At 52.2% G+C, this 17088-nt stretch carries 14 protein-coding genes, 8 tRNA genes and 2 rRNA genes; all 24 read left to right on the forward strand.

Features of this window, described 5'->3' with window-relative positions:
- Positions 1–123, forward strand: a 23S ribosomal RNA gene (locus tag EVJ26_RS04340); the annotation flags it as partial.
- A 50-nt stretch (positions 124–173) separates the two neighbouring features.
- Positions 174–289 (forward strand): 5S ribosomal RNA (gene rrf, locus EVJ26_RS04345).
- Positions 290–297: 8 nt separating this feature from the next.
- Positions 298–372: transfer RNA gene (locus tag EVJ26_RS04350), tRNA-Asn, on the forward strand.
- A 4-nt stretch (positions 373–376) separates the two neighbouring features.
- Positions 377–451 (forward strand) — tRNA-Glu (locus EVJ26_RS04355).
- A 4-nt stretch (positions 452–455) separates the two neighbouring features.
- Positions 456–531: transfer RNA gene (locus EVJ26_RS04360), tRNA-Val, on the forward strand.
- 27 nt (positions 532–558) lie between these two features.
- Positions 559–631, forward strand: a tRNA-Thr gene (locus tag EVJ26_RS04365).
- Positions 632–637: 6 nt separating this feature from the next.
- Positions 638–721 (forward strand) — tRNA-Tyr (locus EVJ26_RS04370).
- Between the two features lie 5 nt (positions 722–726).
- A tRNA-Lys gene (locus EVJ26_RS04375) sits at positions 727–802 on the forward strand.
- A gap of 9 nt (positions 803–811) precedes the next feature.
- Positions 812–886: transfer RNA gene (locus EVJ26_RS04380), tRNA-Gly, on the forward strand.
- A 17-nt stretch (positions 887–903) separates the two neighbouring features.
- Positions 904–979, forward strand: a tRNA-Ala gene (locus tag EVJ26_RS04385).
- A gap of 201 nt (positions 980–1180) precedes the next feature.
- Positions 1181–2083: an arginase gene (rocF, locus tag EVJ26_RS04390; RefSeq protein WP_131469868.1), complete on the forward strand. Its 903-nt coding sequence runs from the start codon at positions 1181–1183 to the stop codon at positions 2081–2083.
- A 131-nt stretch (positions 2084–2214) separates the two neighbouring features.
- Positions 2215–2790 (forward strand): RNA polymerase sigma factor SigW, encoded by a 576-nt coding sequence (sigW, locus tag EVJ26_RS04395; RefSeq protein ID WP_070329318.1) that lies wholly within the window; start codon positions 2215–2217, stop codon positions 2788–2790.
- The gene (locus EVJ26_RS04400) at positions 2787–3422 is read left to right on the forward strand and encodes a polymer-forming cytoskeletal protein (RefSeq protein ID WP_131457627.1); all 636 of its coding nucleotides are present in this window, start codon (positions 2787–2789) and stop codon (positions 3420–3422) included. The genes sigW and EVJ26_RS04400 overlap by 4 nt, the downstream gene beginning before the upstream one ends.
- 132 nt (positions 3423–3554) lie before the next feature.
- Complete coding sequence (cdaA, locus tag EVJ26_RS04405) at positions 3555–4415, forward strand: diadenylate cyclase CdaA (RefSeq protein ID WP_016508862.1); 861 nt, start codon at positions 3555–3557, stop codon at positions 4413–4415.
- A complete protein-coding gene (locus EVJ26_RS04410) occupies positions 4416–5696 on the forward strand; it encodes a CdaR family protein (RefSeq protein ID WP_070329316.1) in 1281 nt (426 codons plus the stop codon).
- A 35-nt stretch (positions 5697–5731) separates the two neighbouring features.
- Entirely contained in the window at positions 5732–7090 is a 1359-nt protein-coding gene (gene glmM / locus EVJ26_RS04415) for a phosphoglucosamine mutase (protein WP_071398580.1), read from the forward strand.
- Between the two features lie 358 nt (positions 7091–7448).
- Positions 7449–9245, forward strand: coding sequence for a glutamine--fructose-6-phosphate transaminase (isomerizing) (gene glmS, locus EVJ26_RS04420; RefSeq protein ID WP_131469870.1), 1797 nt, complete (start codon positions 7449–7451; stop codon positions 9243–9245).
- A 218-nt stretch (positions 9246–9463) separates the two neighbouring features.
- Positions 9464–10645: an MFS transporter gene (locus EVJ26_RS04425; protein ID WP_131457624.1), complete on the forward strand. Its 1182-nt coding sequence runs from the start codon at positions 9464–9466 to the stop codon at positions 10643–10645.
- A 131-nt stretch (positions 10646–10776) separates the two neighbouring features.
- Positions 10777–11355 carry a YdhK family protein gene (locus EVJ26_RS04430; RefSeq protein ID WP_131457623.1) on the forward strand — a complete coding sequence of 193 codons (579 nt, stop codon included), beginning with the start codon at positions 10777–10779 and terminating at the stop codon, positions 11353–11355.
- A gap of 106 nt (positions 11356–11461) precedes the next feature.
- Positions 11462–12148: a DUF975 family protein gene (locus EVJ26_RS04435; protein ID WP_131469872.1), complete on the forward strand. Its 687-nt coding sequence runs from the start codon at positions 11462–11464 to the stop codon at positions 12146–12148.
- 66 nt (positions 12149–12214) lie between these two features.
- Positions 12215–13156 (forward strand): NAD(P)/FAD-dependent oxidoreductase, encoded by a 942-nt coding sequence (locus tag EVJ26_RS04440; RefSeq protein WP_236634142.1) that lies wholly within the window; start codon positions 12215–12217, stop codon positions 13154–13156.
- 76 nt (positions 13157–13232) lie between these two features.
- Positions 13233–13736, forward strand: coding sequence for a GNAT family N-acetyltransferase (locus EVJ26_RS04445; protein WP_161567601.1), 504 nt, complete (start codon positions 13233–13235; stop codon positions 13734–13736).
- An 85-nt stretch (positions 13737–13821) separates the two neighbouring features.
- Positions 13822–14265, forward strand: coding sequence for a MarR family winged helix-turn-helix transcriptional regulator (locus EVJ26_RS04450; RefSeq protein WP_070329310.1), 444 nt, complete (start codon positions 13822–13824; stop codon positions 14263–14265).
- A gap of 3 nt (positions 14266–14268) precedes the next feature.
- Positions 14269–16920 carry an MMPL family transporter gene (locus tag EVJ26_RS04455; protein WP_131469876.1) on the forward strand — a complete coding sequence of 884 codons (2652 nt, stop codon included), beginning with the start codon at positions 14269–14271 and terminating at the stop codon, positions 16918–16920.
- Positions 16921–17088: the final 168 nt, after the last annotated feature.

Here is a 17088-nt window from a genome sequence, read left to right on the forward strand (position 1 = left end):
GATGAGATTTCCCTTTGAGCAATCAAGAAAGACCCCTCAGAGACGATGAGGTAGATAGGTCATGGGTGGAAGCACGGCGACGTGTGGAGCTGAATGATACTAATCGGTCGAGGCTTTGATCTAGAAACGGTTTGAACTTGATGAGTCTTCAGTTTTCAGGGAACAATCCCTTGTCTGGTGGCGATAGCGAAGCGGCCACACCCGTTCCCATGCCGAACACGGAAGTTAAGCGCTTCAGCGCCGAAAGTAGTTGGGGGTCTCCCCCTGTGAGGATAGGACGTTGCCAGGCAAAATCGTTCCGCAATAGCTCAGTGGTAGAGCAACCGGCTGTTAACCGGTAGGTCGTAGGTTCAAATCCTACTTGCGGAGCCAATAAGGCCCGTTGGTCAAGCGGTTAAGACACCGCCCTTTCACGGCGGTAACACGGGTTCGATTCCCGTACGGGTCACCATTTTGGAGGATTAGCTCAGCTGGGAGAGCACCTGCCTTACAAGCAGGGGGTCGGCGGTTCGATCCCGTCATCCTCCACCATTTTAATTAACCAATCAAACCATATATGCCGGTGTAGCTCAGTTGGTAGAGCATCTGACTTGTAATCAGAGGGTCGAGGGTTCAAATCCTTTCGCCGGCACTCCTTGGGGGGGTAGCGAAGTGGCTAAACGCGGCGGACTGTAAATCCGCTCCCTCGGGTTCGGCGGTTCGAATCCGCCCCCCCCCACCAGGTTTGAGCCATTAGCTCAGTTGGTAGAGCATCTGACTTTTAATCAGAGGGTCGCAGGTTCGAGCCCTGCATGGCTCACCATTTTTTTTCGCGGAAGTAGTTCAGTGGTAGAATACGACCTTGCCAAGGTCGGGGTCGCGGGTTCGAATCCCGTCTTCCGCTCCATATTTATTCCCTGTAACGGGGCCTTAGCTCAGCTGGGAGAGCGCCTGCCTTGCACGCAGGAGGTCAGCGGTTCGATCCCGCTAGGCTCCACCACTTGTTTTTTTCTTAAGTTACTTACGACTTAAGTTTTTTTTTGCCTAAATCCATGAAACCATTCACTTAAGAGTACAGAGAAAGGCAGCCTGCCACCATTCAGGCTGCCTTTTTGCATGTTTATTCACCGGCGTGTTAAGTTGAACCACACATTTGGTAGCGTTTACAATGTAGGTATCAATTGCTCAAGGGGGAATGGCTATGCAATGGTCATATATTGAAGTACCACTCCGTTACGGACAGGGGAAACACGGAGTCGACCAAGGTCCAACTAAATTGCGAACACTCGGAATCGAGGCGTTACTGCCAACAGGGACGCTACAACAAACGATTCGCGTCTTGCCAGAGTCAGAAATTCAAGTGAATGAAGAACATTTAAAGCGCGTAGACGGCGTCTTGTATACGGTCAATGAGCTGGCAGACGTCGTCGCTGCCGATATTGAAGCAAATCGATTCCCGTTGATCGTTGGGGGCGATCACAGCATGGCAATCGGGACACTCGCTGGGCTCGCCAAAACCGGACCGTACGGAGTGATTTGGGTCGATGCCCATGCTGATTTGAATACGGGGGAAACATCACCGTCAGGCAATATCCACGGGATGCCGCTTGCCGCTGCGATGGGTCTAGGTGACATCCGATTGACGGAAGTCGGTGGGCGTGAACCAAAGCTTGCGTCAGAACATCTAGTGTACATCGCTTTACGTGATATTGATGAGGGAGAGATGCGAGCGATTAAGCAGCTTGGAATCAAGGTCGTGACGGTCGAAGAAGTTCGGACACGTGGCGTCGAGACAATCATGGCTGAAACGATCGAGTATTTACGTGACCGTGTCGATCGCTTCTATCTAAGCTTTGATATGGACAGTTTGGACGCTCAACTCGTCCCCGGAACAGGGACCCCGGTCGACGGCGGTTTGACGGCAGAGGAAGGGAAAGCAATTTTGGCGGAAGCGATGAAAGCCGACGAGTTGATTGCGATCGAGCTCGTCGAATTGAACCCTGCACTTGACCAAGAGGATACAACCGCTCAACTCGCCTTCAGTTTATGCGAAACGATTTTGAAATCCAAAGAAAACCTGTTACTGGAAAGCAAAACAGTCTAATCGCCTTACAGTTTCCAAATCCGTTTGCTACAATGGGTTTGGAAACTTTTTTTGTGTGATGTGAAACCTGATCAGACAACTGAACGTATACTGTATTGACCGCATAGGTTGCGGAGAGGGGAAGTGGATTGATGGAACGGCTGACCACCCGTTTAGTAGACGAATTAAGGTCGGGGAATCACGATTCGTTTGCTGAGCTGGTAGAACTGTACAAGGATGGTGTCTTTGCCGTCGCCTTTAAGATTTTATACGATCGTGGCGAAGCCGAGGATGCTGCCCAAGAGACGTTCATTCGTGCATATACCCGGATTGATACGTATGATCCGCAGTATAAGTTCAAGACATGGTTGTATCGGATCGCCACGAACGTCGCCATCGACCGTCTCCGAAAGCGAAAGCCGGAGTACTCGATGGATGCCGAAATCGCTGGCACGGATGGTCTCACCTATCAAGACCATTTGGCCGATGATGCCCCCCAACCCGACGCCCAAGTCGTTCACCGCGAGATTCGAGGCGAAATGCATGAGGCAATCCAGCAACTGCCGGACAAATATCGTATCCCGTTACTGCTCAAGTATGTGGACGATTTGTCGCTCAAAGAAATTAGCGTCATGATCGATATGCCGGTCGCAACGGTTAAAACAAGGATCTTCCGGGGAAGAGAAATGTTAAAAACAATCTTTCAAAACAGGGAGGGGTTCAATTGACTCCTGAAGAGAAACTGCAACAATACTTGGAAGATGGCATCCTGCCCGAAGAATCTGACGAATTACGTCAATTACTAGAGGACGAAGCCTTATACGAGGCGTACCTTCAGTACGAACGAATAGATGCCGAACTTAAAGCACTTCCACGTCCTAAGCTATCAGACGATTTTACGGCGCGCGTGATGGCGGCCATTCCTGAAGCGAAAACGTCTCCGCCGGCGACACCGATCGTGCGTCTTGAAGACCGTCCACGGCCACGGAGAAAACCGCATTCGAAACAGATGACTTGGTTGCGGAAGCATCCGGGACTCGTCGCGGCCTTACTATTCTTTAGTTTAATGTCGAGCGCGACACTCGGTTTATGGAACGGCTCTACCGAAACCATGACGTACACGAAAGTACCTGGAATCGTTGTCACAGAGAACGAGGTCGTCGTACCGAAAGACGTCATCGTCGAGCGTGATATTACGGTCCAAGGCGGGGACCTGCGGATCGAAGGTACCGTCAACGGCAATGCGACAGCCGTGCACGGCCGAGCCTATTTGGCCAGTGCGGGTGAAGTGACCGGAGAGCTCGAACAAATCGACCGGATTTTTGAGTGGGTTTGGTACTCCATCAAGCAAATACTTTAATCGAGGCGCCTCAGGGCGTCTTTTTCATTCGTTTCAATCTGGTTTCGTTTTGTCATCTAACGATGCGTTGTTTGGGAAATATGATATAATGAAACTTGCACGAATTGGCTAGGTAGTTGAGGAGGGGAGCATTTGCCGCTACTTGAAAAGGTTTCAATCTTATCATTTTTTAGTCTTTCAGAGAACGTACATTGGTACGATTATTTGAATGATGTTTTAGATATTGTCGTCGTCACGTACGTCATCTATAAACTGATGATGATCGTCCGTGGGACAAAAGCGGTCCAACTGATAAAAGGGATTTCAATCATCCTCGTCAGCTGGTTCCTCAGCGGATTCTTTGGTTTGAAGACGTTACAGTTCTTGCTGAACCAAGTGATCACGTATGGTTTGCTTGGGATCATCATCATCTTCCAACCAGAACTTCGACGCGGGCTCGAGCACTTAGGGCGAACGAGCAATTTGTTCGGTCGTACGAGCACGAGCGATGAGGACAAGCAACGACAAATGATCGAAGCGATTGTCAGTTCGGCACAGTACATGTCGAAACGTCGAATCGGGGCGTTGATCGCGATTGAACGAGATACCGGGTTGAACGAATACGTTGAAACCGGTATCCGGATGGACTCGCACATCACGTCACAACTGATCATCAATTTATTTATTCCGAATACACCGCTTCACGATGGGGCGATGATTATCCAAGACGGGAAAATTGCAGCGGCGGCTTGTTATTTACCGCTCTCGGAAAGCCCGCACATCGATAAGGCGCTCGGGACGAGACACCGGGCCGCGATCGGGGTCAGTGAAGTGACCGATAGCGTGACGCTCACCGTTTCAGAAGAGACGGGTGCGGTATCTCTGGCGATTGCTGGACGTTTATACCGCGAGCTAGACGAGGAGGCACTTCGCAACAAGTTGATCCAAGAACTTGTTATTGAAGAAAAAGAGACGACACTCTCGTTCTTTAATAAAAAAGGGGGGGACAAGTAAGTGATTGATCAGTGGTTACAACATAAATGGTTTCTCCGCATCATCGCACTTGCTTTAGCCATCCTTCTTTATTTTATGGTCGCCGAGACGAGCTCGTCGACCAATTCAACAAATGCATTGCCGATTGTTGGGCAAAGTTCGATGTCGCTTGACGTTCCTGTCGAAGTATTCTTCGATGAAGTACAATACGTCGCGTACAACGTTCCTGAAGAGATGAACGTTGAGCTGCAAGGTCCATCGAGTAGTTTGACGATGACAAAATTGGTGAAAGATTATCAAGTGTTCGTCGATTTAACGAACCTCGGTACTGGGTTCCATCGTGTCCCGGTGGAAGCACGGGGTTTCGGTGGGGATGTAAACGTAAAACTTGAGCGTGACACTGTTGAAATTTACATCGATCGAAAACAGACAGTTGAAGTACCTGTATCGGTCAACTTGTTAAATAAAGACCAGTTGCCGGAAGGGTATGTGGTCGGAGAAGCGGAAATCGAGCCGGCGACTGTAAAAGTTTCTGGTGGCGAAAGCCGGATTCAAAACGTAAAAGAAATCACGTTGAACGTCGATGTGGCGAATCAAAACCAGACGTTCACGCGTGAGGTGCCGCCGACGATTTTAGATGCGAACGGAAACCCGCTTAACGTGACGGTCGAACCGAACATCATCAACGTCACGGTTCCTGTCTATGAACAAAGTGCCGTGTTCCCGATTGAAGCTGTCACGACCGGCGAAGTTGCCGATAAATTCAGGCTCGTTGACACGTTGCTAGAGGAAACAGAAGTCCGTGTTTTCGCACCGCGCGAAGTGCTCGATGCACTAGACCGTGTTGAGACCGAGCCGATTGACCTTGATGGCGTCGATCAAACGGGGAAAGTGACAGCGAAGCTTGTCCTGCCGGAAGGCGCATCATCGCTCGCTGCCGAGCAAGTGGAAGTCCAGCTACTCGTCCGAGCGGATGATCAAACGCGAGATGATACCGGGGAATTGACGGAACGCATCCGTTTAACCGTGCCTGTCACGGTCAGAGGCTATGATCGGACGAACTATACGCTTCAAGCACCGGAAGTCGTCAGCGTCACATTGTCAGGTAAACGGTCACTCCTTGAGAGCGTGACGTCGAACAGCATCAGTGTGACACTAGATTTGACGGGTCTGCCGAGTGGTTTGCATGGGGTCGATGTAGACTATGAAGTACCGAAAGGCGCGACGGTCGTCTCGCCGAAAACAATCGACGTCGAGTTAACGAGCGTCGAAGACCAAACCGAAACGTCTTCGCTTCAATGAGACGTTCAATCATACAAAAGTGAGGAAACGAATATATGGGTAAATATTTTGGAACAGATGGGGTCCGCGGTGTCGCGAACTCAGAATTGACAGCAGAACTAGCTTATCGTTTAGGACGCATTGGTGGTTACGTGTTATCGAAGCACTTGCCAGCCGGTGAACAGCCGAAAGTATTGATCGGGCGTGACACACGCATTTCAGGTCATATGCTCGAAGGCGCACTGATCGCAGGTCTTTTGTCAATCGGAGCGGAAGTGATGCGTCTCGGTGTCATCTCGACACCAGGTGTGGCTTATTTGACGAAGTCGCTTGACGCGACAGCAGGTGTCATGATCTCAGCTTCACATAACCCGGTTGCCGACAACGGCATCAAATTCTTCGGTAGCGACGGTTTCAAGCTCGATGATGCGACTGAAGCAGAGATCGAAACGATTCTCGACGCGGCGGAAGATACACTCCCGCGTCCGACAGGGAAAGATCTCGGATTCGTCTCGGACTACTATGAAGGGGCACAAAAATACCTTCAACTCTTGAAACAGACGGTCGATGAGGACCTCGATGGTCTCCATATCGCCCTCGACTGTGCCCATGGCGCGACGAGCGGCCTTGCGGCTCGCTTGTTCGCTGACCTTGAAGCGAACGTCTCGACAATCGGGAACTCGCCGAACGGGTTGAACATTAACGAAGGCGTCGGCTCGACACATCCGGAACACTTGGCACAATTCGTTCGCGAAAAGGGAGCGGACATGGGCCTTGCGTTTGACGGAGACGGAGACCGCTTAATCGCAATCGATGAAAACGGCGACATCGTCGACGGCGATAAAATCATGTACATTTGCGGAAAATACTTGAGCGAAAAAGGTCGTTTGAAAGACAATACGATTGTCGCGACAGTCATGAGTAACCTTGGCTTCCACAAAGCAGTCGAAGACGCAGGTATGACGGCTCTTCAAACAGCTGTCGGTGACCGTTACGTCGTCGAAGAGATGAAGAAGCATAACTACACGCTCGGTGGCGAGCAGTCGGGTCATCTCATCTTCCTCGATTACTCGACGACGGGCGACGGGATGCTCTCGGGTGTCCAACTCGCACAAATCGTGAAGACGACAGGACGCAAGCTGTCTGAACTAGCAGCTGAAATGCCGGTCTATCCACAAACGCTCGTCAACATTCGCGTCACGAATAAACAGGATGCGATGACAGGGGAGCGCGTGCTCACAACGATTCAAGAAGCGGAAGCTGAAATGAACGGAAACGGGCGTATCCTCGTCCGTGCATCAGGTACAGAGCCACTCGTTCGAGTGATGGCTGAAGCGCCGACGAAGGAAGACTGCGACCGTTACGTCGAACAAATCGCTCAAGTCGTCCGTGAAGATTACGGTGTTGAAGGATAATTTTGTCGAAACAGGGAATAACACAAGGGAATCCAATTTTGGGTTCCCTTTTTGTTTCCGTTTTGTCACTGTGAAATCATTTGATTTTCTTGACGGATGGGGGTGTGATTTGTACTATTAAGAGCGTGACCTTAGAAACGGAGGGGCACAAAGTACGAGAAAGCGCCAGAACTCTTTATGAGTTGACGAGGTTGGAGGTTATCGAGATTTCGGCGGATGCCTCCTAGTCGCCTGTCACGACTAAAAGCAATCCCTCAAAACGTCCGGGTGACCGGACGGCCAAAGGGGAGCGCATTGACAGCTCTTTGAAAAAGACCGTTTCCTTTTTCGAGAAATCGAATATAGAGGAGATTTTTGTATGTGTGGAATTGTAGGAATGATTGGGAATACCGGAGCGAAGGAAATCCTTCTCAAAGGTTTAGAGAAACTCGAGTACCGCGGTTATGACTCGGCAGGTCTTGCGTTGATGCACGATAACGTCAACGTTCATAAGGAAGTCGGTCGCATCGCTGCGCTACGCGAAGTCGTCCCAGCAGAAGTAGACGGATTGATCGGAATCGGCCACACACGTTGGGCGACACACGGGGTACCGAGCGTACCGAACGCCCACCCGCACCAGAGCACGACGGGCCGCTTCACGCTCGTCCACAACGGCGTCATCGAGAACGACGAGCAGATCAAGGCGACGCTTGACGTGCCGTTCCTCTCAGAGACGGACACGGAAGTCATCGTTCAATTGATGGAGAAGAACTTCGTCGAGCTTGGTGACGTCGAATTGGCGTTCCGCAAGACGCTCTCAGAGCTCCACGGCTCGTACGCGATCGCGATGATCGACTCAGAGGACCGCGAACGCCTCTATATCGGTAAGAACAAGTCGCCGCTCCTCGTCGGACTTGGTGATGGTACGTTCAACGTCGTCGCGTCGGACGCGATGGCGATGCTCCAAGTGACGGACCAGTACCTCGAGCTCCACGACGGCGAGATCGTCATCTTGACACGTGAGTCGGCGACGATCAAGACGCTCGACGGCGACGTGCTCGAGCGCGCGCCGTACACGGCCGAGATCGATGCGTCAGACATCGAGAAGGGCACGTACGCGCACTACATGTTGAAGGAGATGGACGAGCAACCGGCCGTCATCCGCAACATCATCCAACACTACCAGAACGACAATGGCGACATCGAGCTCACAGAAGGCGTCCGTTCGCTCGTCTCGGAAGCCGACCGCATCTACATCGTCGCTTGTGGAACGAGTTACCATGCTGGTCTCGTCGGCAAGCAATTGATCGAGCGTGTCGCTGGTGTGCCGACAGAAGTGCACGTCGCGTCAGAGTTCGGTTACAACATGCCGCTCCTCACGGAGAAACCATTGTTCCTCTTCATCTCACAATCAGGTGAGACGGCCGACAGCCGTGCCGTCCTCGTCGAAGTGAAGAAGCGCGGCTACAAAGCGCTCACACTCACGAACGTTGCCGGTTCAACGCTGTCGCGTGAAGCGAATGAGACGATGCTCCTCCATGCTGGCCCTGAGATCGCGGTCGCATCGACGAAAGCGTACACGGCGCAAATCGCCGTGCTGGCGATCCTCGCTTACGACATCGCTCGTGCGAACGGGAAGAAGCTTCCGTTCGACCTCATGACGGAACTCGCTCGCATCGCGACGATCATGGACTCGGTCATGGCTCAAAAAGAAATCTTTGAGCAGTTGGCTGACAAGTTCTTGAAAGAATCACGTAACGCGTTCTTCCTCGGTCGTGGGATGGACTCATACGTTGGTCTTGAAGGCGCGCTCAAGCTGAAAGAGATCTCGTATATCCAAGCGGAAGGCTACCCAGGCGGTGAGCTCAAGCACGGACCGATCGCGTTGATCGAAGACGGCACACCGGTCATCACGCTCGTCTCGCAACCGAACACGCACCTCAACATTCGTGGAAACATCAAGGAAGTTGTCGCTCGTGGCGCAGTTGCCTGCACGATCTCGATGGAAGGCATGGAACACGAGAGTGATTCATTTGTCTTGCCGCGTGTCGAGCCGTTGCTCACACCACTCGTGACGGTACTCCCGCTTCAACTCATCTCATATTACGCTGCACTCGCGCGTGACTGTGATGTCGACAAGCCACGTAACTTGGCGAAGTCAGTAACTGTAGAATAAAGAGTAGGCCAAGATCTTTCGAGATCTTGGCTTTTTTTTGTGATTTACGTTGCGTCAACCGGCTTGATATACTGAGTTTATAAACGACTAAGGAGAGAACGCCATGCGAATCCAAACATTTAAAACATTCATCCTGCCGGAGGAAGTGCGTTCATAAGTTGGCCCACCTCCTCCGATGATTTACCGTATTGGAACAATCATATCGGAGGACTACCCAATTGAAGATTCAACAACTGTATTACATGGTCACGAGTTCGCGCTCACTTGTCATCCAGATGGTATTCACGCTGAACGCCATCTATTACGTGACGACCGCCGAGCTGAACGCGCTGCAGCTCGTCTTGATCGGCACGATTTTAGAAGTATCGATTTTCCTGTTCGAACTGCCGACGGGACTCGTCGCGGATTTGTACGGCCGCAAACGGTCGATTGTCATCGGCACCGGTTTGATCGGACTAGCCCACTTGTTAGAAGGCGGCATCCCAGAATTTTGGGCCATCGCGGTCGCCTCTTCACTGTGGGGAATCGGCTGGACGTTCATCAGCGGGGCTGAGCAGGCGTGGATTGCCGATGAAATGGGGAACCAGGAGTTAGAACAGGTGTTTTTACGAGGCGCTCAGTACAGTTCACTCGGTCGCTTTATCGGGATTGGGATAGCGGTGCTATTCGCAGAAATGACGTCCGTGCAAACGACGATTGTCGTCGCTGGAGGTTTGTTAATAGGACTCGCGCTCCTCATCTGGAAAGTAATCCCGGAAACGAAGTTTGAGCCGATCACCCGAGCTGGCACCTCAAATCTGCTTCAGGCGAAGCAGACGGTAGCAGAAGGCTACGCCCATATCCGCGGCAATACGATCCTCGTTGGGTTGGCCGCCATCACGCTCGTCTGGGGACTCGCGAGCGAAGGGTTCGACCGGTTGTGGGGCGCTCATTTGATCGATACGTTTCGGTTGTCAGAACAAGCGGCCATCTATTGGTTCGGCCTGTTTTATGCCGTTGCGTTTTTACTGAACATGCTCGTCCTCAAAGGTGTCGAGACGTACATCAAAGGACGCTACGCGACGACATTGTTTTGGTTCAACGTTTTGCTCATCCTCACGATGCTTGCGTTCGCATGGGTCGGACAATTCTTTGTGGCCGTCTTGTTGTATTGGACGATTGCCGCGCTTCGGAACGTGCATTATCCGCTCATGAGCGTCATGACGAACGAGCGGCTCCCATCCAAGGGTCGGGCGACGATTTTGTCGATGTTCGGTCAAGTCGATGCGTTCGGCCAAGTCGCCGGCGGTCCACTCATCGGCCTCGTCGCCCTATATACGTCGATTCAAGGGGGGCTCGGGGCGTCAGCACTGTTGCTACTACCGATGCTCTATTTTTTAAGAAGGATTAAGCACCATTAATTCGAAGACCGTGCCTCGATTCGTTCGAGGACGGTTTTTTCAGTTAGATAACGAATCCGCTACAAATGTCTTGTCCGAGCGCAATCAGGGTACAGTAAATATGAGACGGCACAAATGAGGGGAGCGATTCGATGAAACAAAAGAAATGGGCGACGACACTTGGTGCCATGTTGCTCGCGACGTCACTCGCCGCCTGCGGTGATACGACAGAAGAAGACCAAGCTATTGACGTGACAGAAGAACAAATCGCAGAGCAAGAAGAAGAGCATGGCGCGATGGACCATTCGGGATCGGGTGAGGTGCCTGCCGAGTTAGAAGAAGCGGCAGACCCGACGTATCCGATTGACTCGATGGCCGTGTTGACTGCGGACCATATGCTTGAGATGGAAGGCGCGGAAGCGAAGATCGTCGGTGCTTATGAGACTACAGCTTACGCGGTCACGTATACACCGACAGATGGCGGGGAACCGGTCGAGAATCATAAATGGGTGATTCATGAAGAACTCGATACATCCGAATCAGCTCCGCTTGCTGATGGGACCGAGGTGACGCTTCAGTCCGACCATATGGAAGGCATGGACGGCGCGACCGCGACGATCGACTCCAGTGAACAAACGACCGTGTATATGGTCAACTTCATGTTGCAAGACGGAGAAGAAGTGACGAATCATAAATGGGTGACTGAAAATGAATTAGAACCGAAAGAGTGACGAGAAGACTAAAAACAGGGCGATGCCCTGTTTTTCTATGGAGTTTGAAACATTTCATGTCGCGTTGCGTATAAGACAGGAAACACGAATGAAAAGAGGAAATAATATGGTTCACACATGGAATGAGCGAGCGCATACTGCGTTAAAAGGGAAGACGGGGATGTTGCTCATCTGGTCGTTCGCGTGCTCGGTTCTATTAGAGATAGGATTGATGGTAGACCCGACCTATTACGGCTTGGCGATAGAATCTGTTGCGCTGACCGTCCTTAGCCTTGGTGGTATCTTATTTTACATAGTCCTCTACCCAGTTATCGTCGGATACAACTGGCTCATATTAGAGACGGTACGAGGCCAGACAGTTCGATTGAGTGACGTCTTCGCTCCGTTTCGTCACCGCTACGGGAAGCATCTGCTTGCGACGCTTCTCATCATGTTGTTCCAAGTCTTATGGACACTATTATTGGTCGTACCTGGCATCGTGAAGTACTTCTCGTATGCGTTCACGTATTTCATCTTGCGCGACGAGCCGGACCTGTCCATTACAGAGGCAATTACGAAATCAAGGGATTTGATGCGCGGGCAAAAATGGGATGCGTTCAAACTGATTTTGCCGTTTATCCCGATGTATTTAGTCGGTTGGTTTTTTTACATACGGCTCGATTTGGTCGTTCTCGGCTCATGGATTTTCCTTGTCGCGACGTCACTCATCCGCCCGTTCATCATCAGTCGATTCGCGATCATGTATGAAGACGCACGTCGGGCGTATGACGAGCAATGGAACCGCTCGGCGTGAAGCGCATCGAGTCTGATTTGACACGCTGACTCGTGATACAATCTTCCTGAAAGAGGGGGAATGCACATGAATATTGGAATCATTGGGGCAGGACTTAGTGGGATTGTCGCAGCACGGGAACTCGTCCGGCAAGGACATACGGTTGAACTGATTGAGAAGAGCCAGAGCGTCGGTGGACGCTTGGCGACCCGACGGATCGGGGCCGGGAAAGCCGATCACGGGGCCGTCTATTTCACCGTACGCGGGGAAGCGCTTAAACAGGCGGTCGCCGATTGGGTCGAGCGGGACTGGGTAAGCGTCTGGTACGCCGACCCGTATCCGCGGTACGTCGCCCGTGACGGCATGAACGCGCTCGCCAAACAGTTGGCAGACGGCTTGACCGTCCAATTGAACGAACAAGTCGAGACGGTCAGTATGGAGAACGGGACGGTCGTCGTCACGACAGACGTGGCGACGCGCCACTATGACCGTCTCCTCATCACGTCACCGCTCCCACAGACGTTCGAGCTGCTCGCTGACTTATCGAGTCAGGTGGCTGAGTCGTTGCGTGAGCTGACTTACGCCCCGACGTTCGTCGGGTTGTTCGAGTTCGCGGGCGACACCCAAATCGGTGCGGACGGGATTATCGACACGGACTTGGCACCTGGTCTGTTGAAAATCATCAACAACCGGCAAAAAGGCATCTCGGCGACAGAACTCGTCAGCGTCTACATGGATGAGGCGTGGAGTGAAGCTTGGTATGAGCGTCCTGCTGAAGACACGCTTCAAGAAATCGAGCGGTTGCTAACAACCGTGACCGGAGACGTAGCGATTCAGTCGAGACAGTTGAAGCGGTGGCGCTACGCCCAGGCGACAGACGTTTGGCACGAGCCGTACTATAAATTGAACGACGCCCCGATTTACTTGGCGGGTGACGTCTTCCTCGAGCCGGACGATGCTTCAGGGCGGACCCGGTTCGAAAGTGCGTACGTCTCGGGTCTCCGCGTTGCGGCAGCGATGCGGTCCTAAACCTTCTCCGGAAGGTTTTTTGATCACGACGCCTAATAGTCAGGCATACGATTTTGAGAAAGGAGGCGTTGATTACGTGAATCGGGTGAGTCTGAAACCGTTGCGCATACAGGACGAAACCGCATTGTACACGTTTGAATGTGAGAACCGACCCTATTTCGAACGTTACGTCCCGAGCCGTGGAGACGCGTACTATGAACCTGAAGCATTTCGTCAGGCGTTAGAACGTTTGTTGGCCGAACAAGTGAACGGGGATGGATATTATTATTTGATTTGTCATGGTGAGGCCATCGTGGGGCGTCTCAACGTCCATCATGTCAATTTCGAGACTGGAGAAATCGGCTATCGAATCGGTGGGGACTATGTAGGTCGTGGATATGCCACCGCAGCTCTTCAGCAATTACTTACGCTTAACCTTCCTCGATTCACACGATTGATTGCCAAGACGACGACAGATAACAAGGCGTCCCAATACGTCTTGATGCGTTCTGGCTTTTCTCGTGAAGATGAAATACATCAGATTGAATGGGAAGGACGATTCTTATCTTTTTACACATACGTTTACGAAATGGACCGATGAAGCGCCTACTTCGTCGGTCTTTTTATTTGACGGCATCTAGTTTAGGGCATAAACTATCTCTAACTAGTTTAGGGGGTAAACCAAAATGAAAGAATTGATGCGGGAGGCCGTCCAACTATTTGAAGAAGTCATGTTCCACGGAGCGGAACATGTCATTGAGGCGATGGAAGGCGACGTCTGGCGCGAGTATTCGCGTGAACAGCTCCAACTATTAAAACTGCTCGAACAGTTCGGCCCGATTCAAGCGGGTCAGTTGGCGATGAAACAAGGTGTGCATAAGAGCGCCGTTTCAAACCGCTTAAAAAAACTCGTTGAGAAACAGCTCGTCGTCAGTCGACGCGGGCAAGACCAACGTGAACGGTTGATCGAACTGACAGCGGCGGGACACCACGTCGTCGAACAGGCAGATACGGCCGTCTACCATTATGTCGAGTCACTACTCGACGGGAAAATAGATGAGGCAGAGATCGAACAGTTCGTCCGGACGTTCCGGAAAATCAAAGAGCTGCTTCGAATTGGGGAGGAATAACACGTGCGCAAAATTATTCAATGGCGCTTCGGCATCTTGATCGGTCTCGTCGTGTTGACGGCGGCCTTGTTCGTCGCGGCACCAAACTTGACCGAACAGGCAGAACAGGCGGGAAGTTTCCAACTGTCTGAAGACATGGACTCGCAACGCGCGCAAGACATCTTGAGCGCTGCGGGCAAGAGCGATAAGACGATTTCGCTCGTCTATGAATTTGAAGCACTCGGAAATGCCGAACGGGCCGATATTGCCCGGGTAATCGACGAGCTGGAACAAAATGATACGGTCGTCAAAGATGTGCTCGACCCGTTCGAGAACGCCGAGACGGAGGCACAACTCGTCTCGGAAGATGAACGTATCGTCCTCGTCCCGATCACGGTCGAAGGATCGATGGAGGACATCAACGCTTTCGCGGACGATGTCCGCGAGAACATCCTCCCGACAGACGAGACCGTCTACATCACAGGTGAAGAAATCATCAACAACGATGTGAACTTAAGTGCGCAGGAAGGGTTGAAGAAGACCGAGATCATCACGGTCGTGTTGATCTTCGGACTGCTCTTGCTCGTGTTCCGTTCAATCGTGACCCCGTTCATTCCGTTGATCGCGGTCGGGTTCACCTATCTCCTCAGCCAATCGTTCGTCGCGTTCTTCGTCGACTGGTTCGGTTTCCCGGTCTCGAACTACACACAAATTTTCCTCGTGGCGATTTTGTTCGGGATTGGGACCGACTACTGCATTCTACTTCTTAGCCGGTATAAAGAAGAACTCAGCGCCGGGCACGCGATCGAGGACGCCATCGTCAACACGTATAAGACGGCTGGGCGGACGGTGCTCATTAGTGGTCTCGCCGTATTCGTCGGCTTCGCCGCGATCGGATTTGCCGATTTTCCGATCTTCAAGTCGGCCGTCGCGGTCGCGGTCGGGATTGCCGTCTTGTTGCTCATCTTGTTCACGGTTGTGCCGTTCTTTATGGCGACACTCAAGAATCGCTTGTTCTGGCCGTCGAAAAAAGCAGGCGAGCATCATGACAGCAAGCTGTGGGCCGGATTCAGCCGCATCTCGGTCAATCGTCCGTTCGTCTCGATCCTTGTCGTCGCACTGATCACCGTGCCGGTGTTGTTCACGTACGACGATGCCCGGTCGTTCAATACGGTCGATGAGATCGGTGACGATTATGACTCGGTGCGCGGTCTCAATTTGATCTCGGAAGGGTTCGGACAAGGCGAATCGCTCCCGGTTCAAATTATCTTGAAGCAAGAGTCGGAACTGACCGAGTCGGATATTCCGTACATCGAGAAGTTCGCGAGCGAATTAGAAAAAGTCGATGGTGTGAGCGGTGTCCGTTCGATCACACGTCCGACCGGTGACGTCATCGATGATTTTTATGTCGATACGCAACTCGAACAAGTGAGTTCAGGGCTTGCCGAGGCAGAGAGCGGTCTCGGTGACGTGCAAGACGGGCTCGCTCAAGTCGAGACCGGTCTAGACGCGGTCGTCAGTCAACTGCCGGCTGGTACGACAAACGCCGGGGCGCCGCTCGCGGAAGCGGCAGCCGGACTCGGCCAACTGAACGCCCAACTCGGTTTGATCGGACAAGGTCTCACGGCAACGCAAAACATCCCGGCGACTGTGGTGCAACTGCAACAAGTGTCTGGTGGTCTCAGTCAGATCGAGGCGGGTATCAATGAAGCAGCGTCTGCGTTGACGGCGCAAGGTGCGCAAGTCGGTGAGCTCGGATCGGGTCTCGGCCAACTCGCGACTGGTGTCGGTGAAGCGAACGCTGGGCTCGCGCAAATCGAAGCCGGTCTGGGCGACGCGGTGGCGTTCCTCTCGGCACTCAGTGAAGCGGACAGCCTGCGTGAGACGGGCGTCTATTTACCGGAAGGAACGCTCACGTCAGACGAGTTCGCCCCGGCCGTCGAGCGTTACGTGTTCGACGAGGGGACGGCGACACAACTTGAGGTCATCCTTGATATGGATCCGTACTCACCGGAAGCGATCGATACGGTCGAAACGTTGAAACAGACGATGGAACGTGTCGTGACGGACACCCCATTTGACGACGCGACCATCGGTTACGCCGGGATTTCAAGCATTAACAGCGATTTAAACGAGACATCGACGAACGACTTCAATCGGACCGTCGCCATCATGCTCGTGACGCTGTTCATCGTTTTGACGGTACTATTCCGTTCGATGATCATGCCGCTCTATATGATCGGGTCACTATTGCTCACGTACTACACGTCAGCGGCGATCACGGAGCTCATCTTCGTTGAAGGACTCGGTTATGACGGCATCAGCTGGGCCGTACCGTTCTTCGGGTTCGTCATGTTGATCGCGCTCGGCATCGACTACTCGATCTTCCTACTCGATCGGTTCCGCGAAGAATCGATCAATGGGATGACGGTGCGTAACGCGCTCGTCCACGCCATGACGAAGATGGGGACGGTCATCATGACGGCAGCCGTCATCCTCGCCGGGACGTTCGGGGCGATGATTCCGTCTGGTGTACTCAGCCTCGTCCAGATCGCGACGATCGTCATCACCGGTCTGTTATTGTACGGGTTGATCGTGCTGCCACTCCTCATCCCGGCAATCACCGTATCGTTCGGAGATGGTGTTTGGTGGCCGTTCAAACGAAAGAATAAATGACTAAACAAGACGTCATTCAATTAAACTGTCCCTCAATTGTTAAGTACAAATGACAATTTGAGGGACAGTTTTTATTTGTTTAGTCAATGTGGGCAGAATAGCGAAAAACAAACTTCATATTTGAAAAAATGCACCGAAATATAGTGTAGATCTTTATTCTACTGAAAG

The organism is Exiguobacterium sp. SH3S1 (assembly GCF_004337105.1).
Classification (GTDB): domain Bacteria; phylum Bacillota; class Bacilli; order Exiguobacteriales; family Exiguobacteriaceae; genus Exiguobacterium; species Exiguobacterium aurantiacum_A.

What these genes read in the sequence shown, in the direction of transcription:
- rocF (WP_131469868.1), top strand. Translation starts at nt 1,181, where the DNA reads ATGCAATGGTCATATATTGAAGTACCACTCCGTTACGGACAGGGGAAA.
- sigW (WP_070329318.1), top strand. Translation starts at nt 2,215, where the DNA reads ATGGAACGGCTGACCACCCGTTTAGTAGACGAATTAAGGTCGGGGAAT.
- glmM (WP_071398580.1), top strand. Translation starts at nt 5,732, where the DNA reads ATGGGTAAATATTTTGGAACAGATGGGGTCCGCGGTGTCGCGAACTCA.
- glmS (WP_131469870.1), top strand. Translation starts at nt 7,449, where the DNA reads ATGTGTGGAATTGTAGGAATGATTGGGAATACCGGAGCGAAGGAAATC.
- EVJ26_RS04430 (WP_131457623.1), top strand. Translation starts at nt 10,777, where the DNA reads ATGAAACAAAAGAAATGGGCGACGACACTTGGTGCCATGTTGCTCGCG.
- EVJ26_RS04435 (WP_131469872.1), top strand. Translation starts at nt 11,462, where the DNA reads ATGGTTCACACATGGAATGAGCGAGCGCATACTGCGTTAAAAGGGAAG.
- EVJ26_RS04440 (WP_236634142.1), top strand. Translation starts at nt 12,215, where the DNA reads ATGAATATTGGAATCATTGGGGCAGGACTTAGTGGGATTGTCGCAGCA.
- EVJ26_RS04450 (WP_070329310.1), top strand. Translation starts at nt 13,822, where the DNA reads ATGAAAGAATTGATGCGGGAGGCCGTCCAACTATTTGAAGAAGTCATG.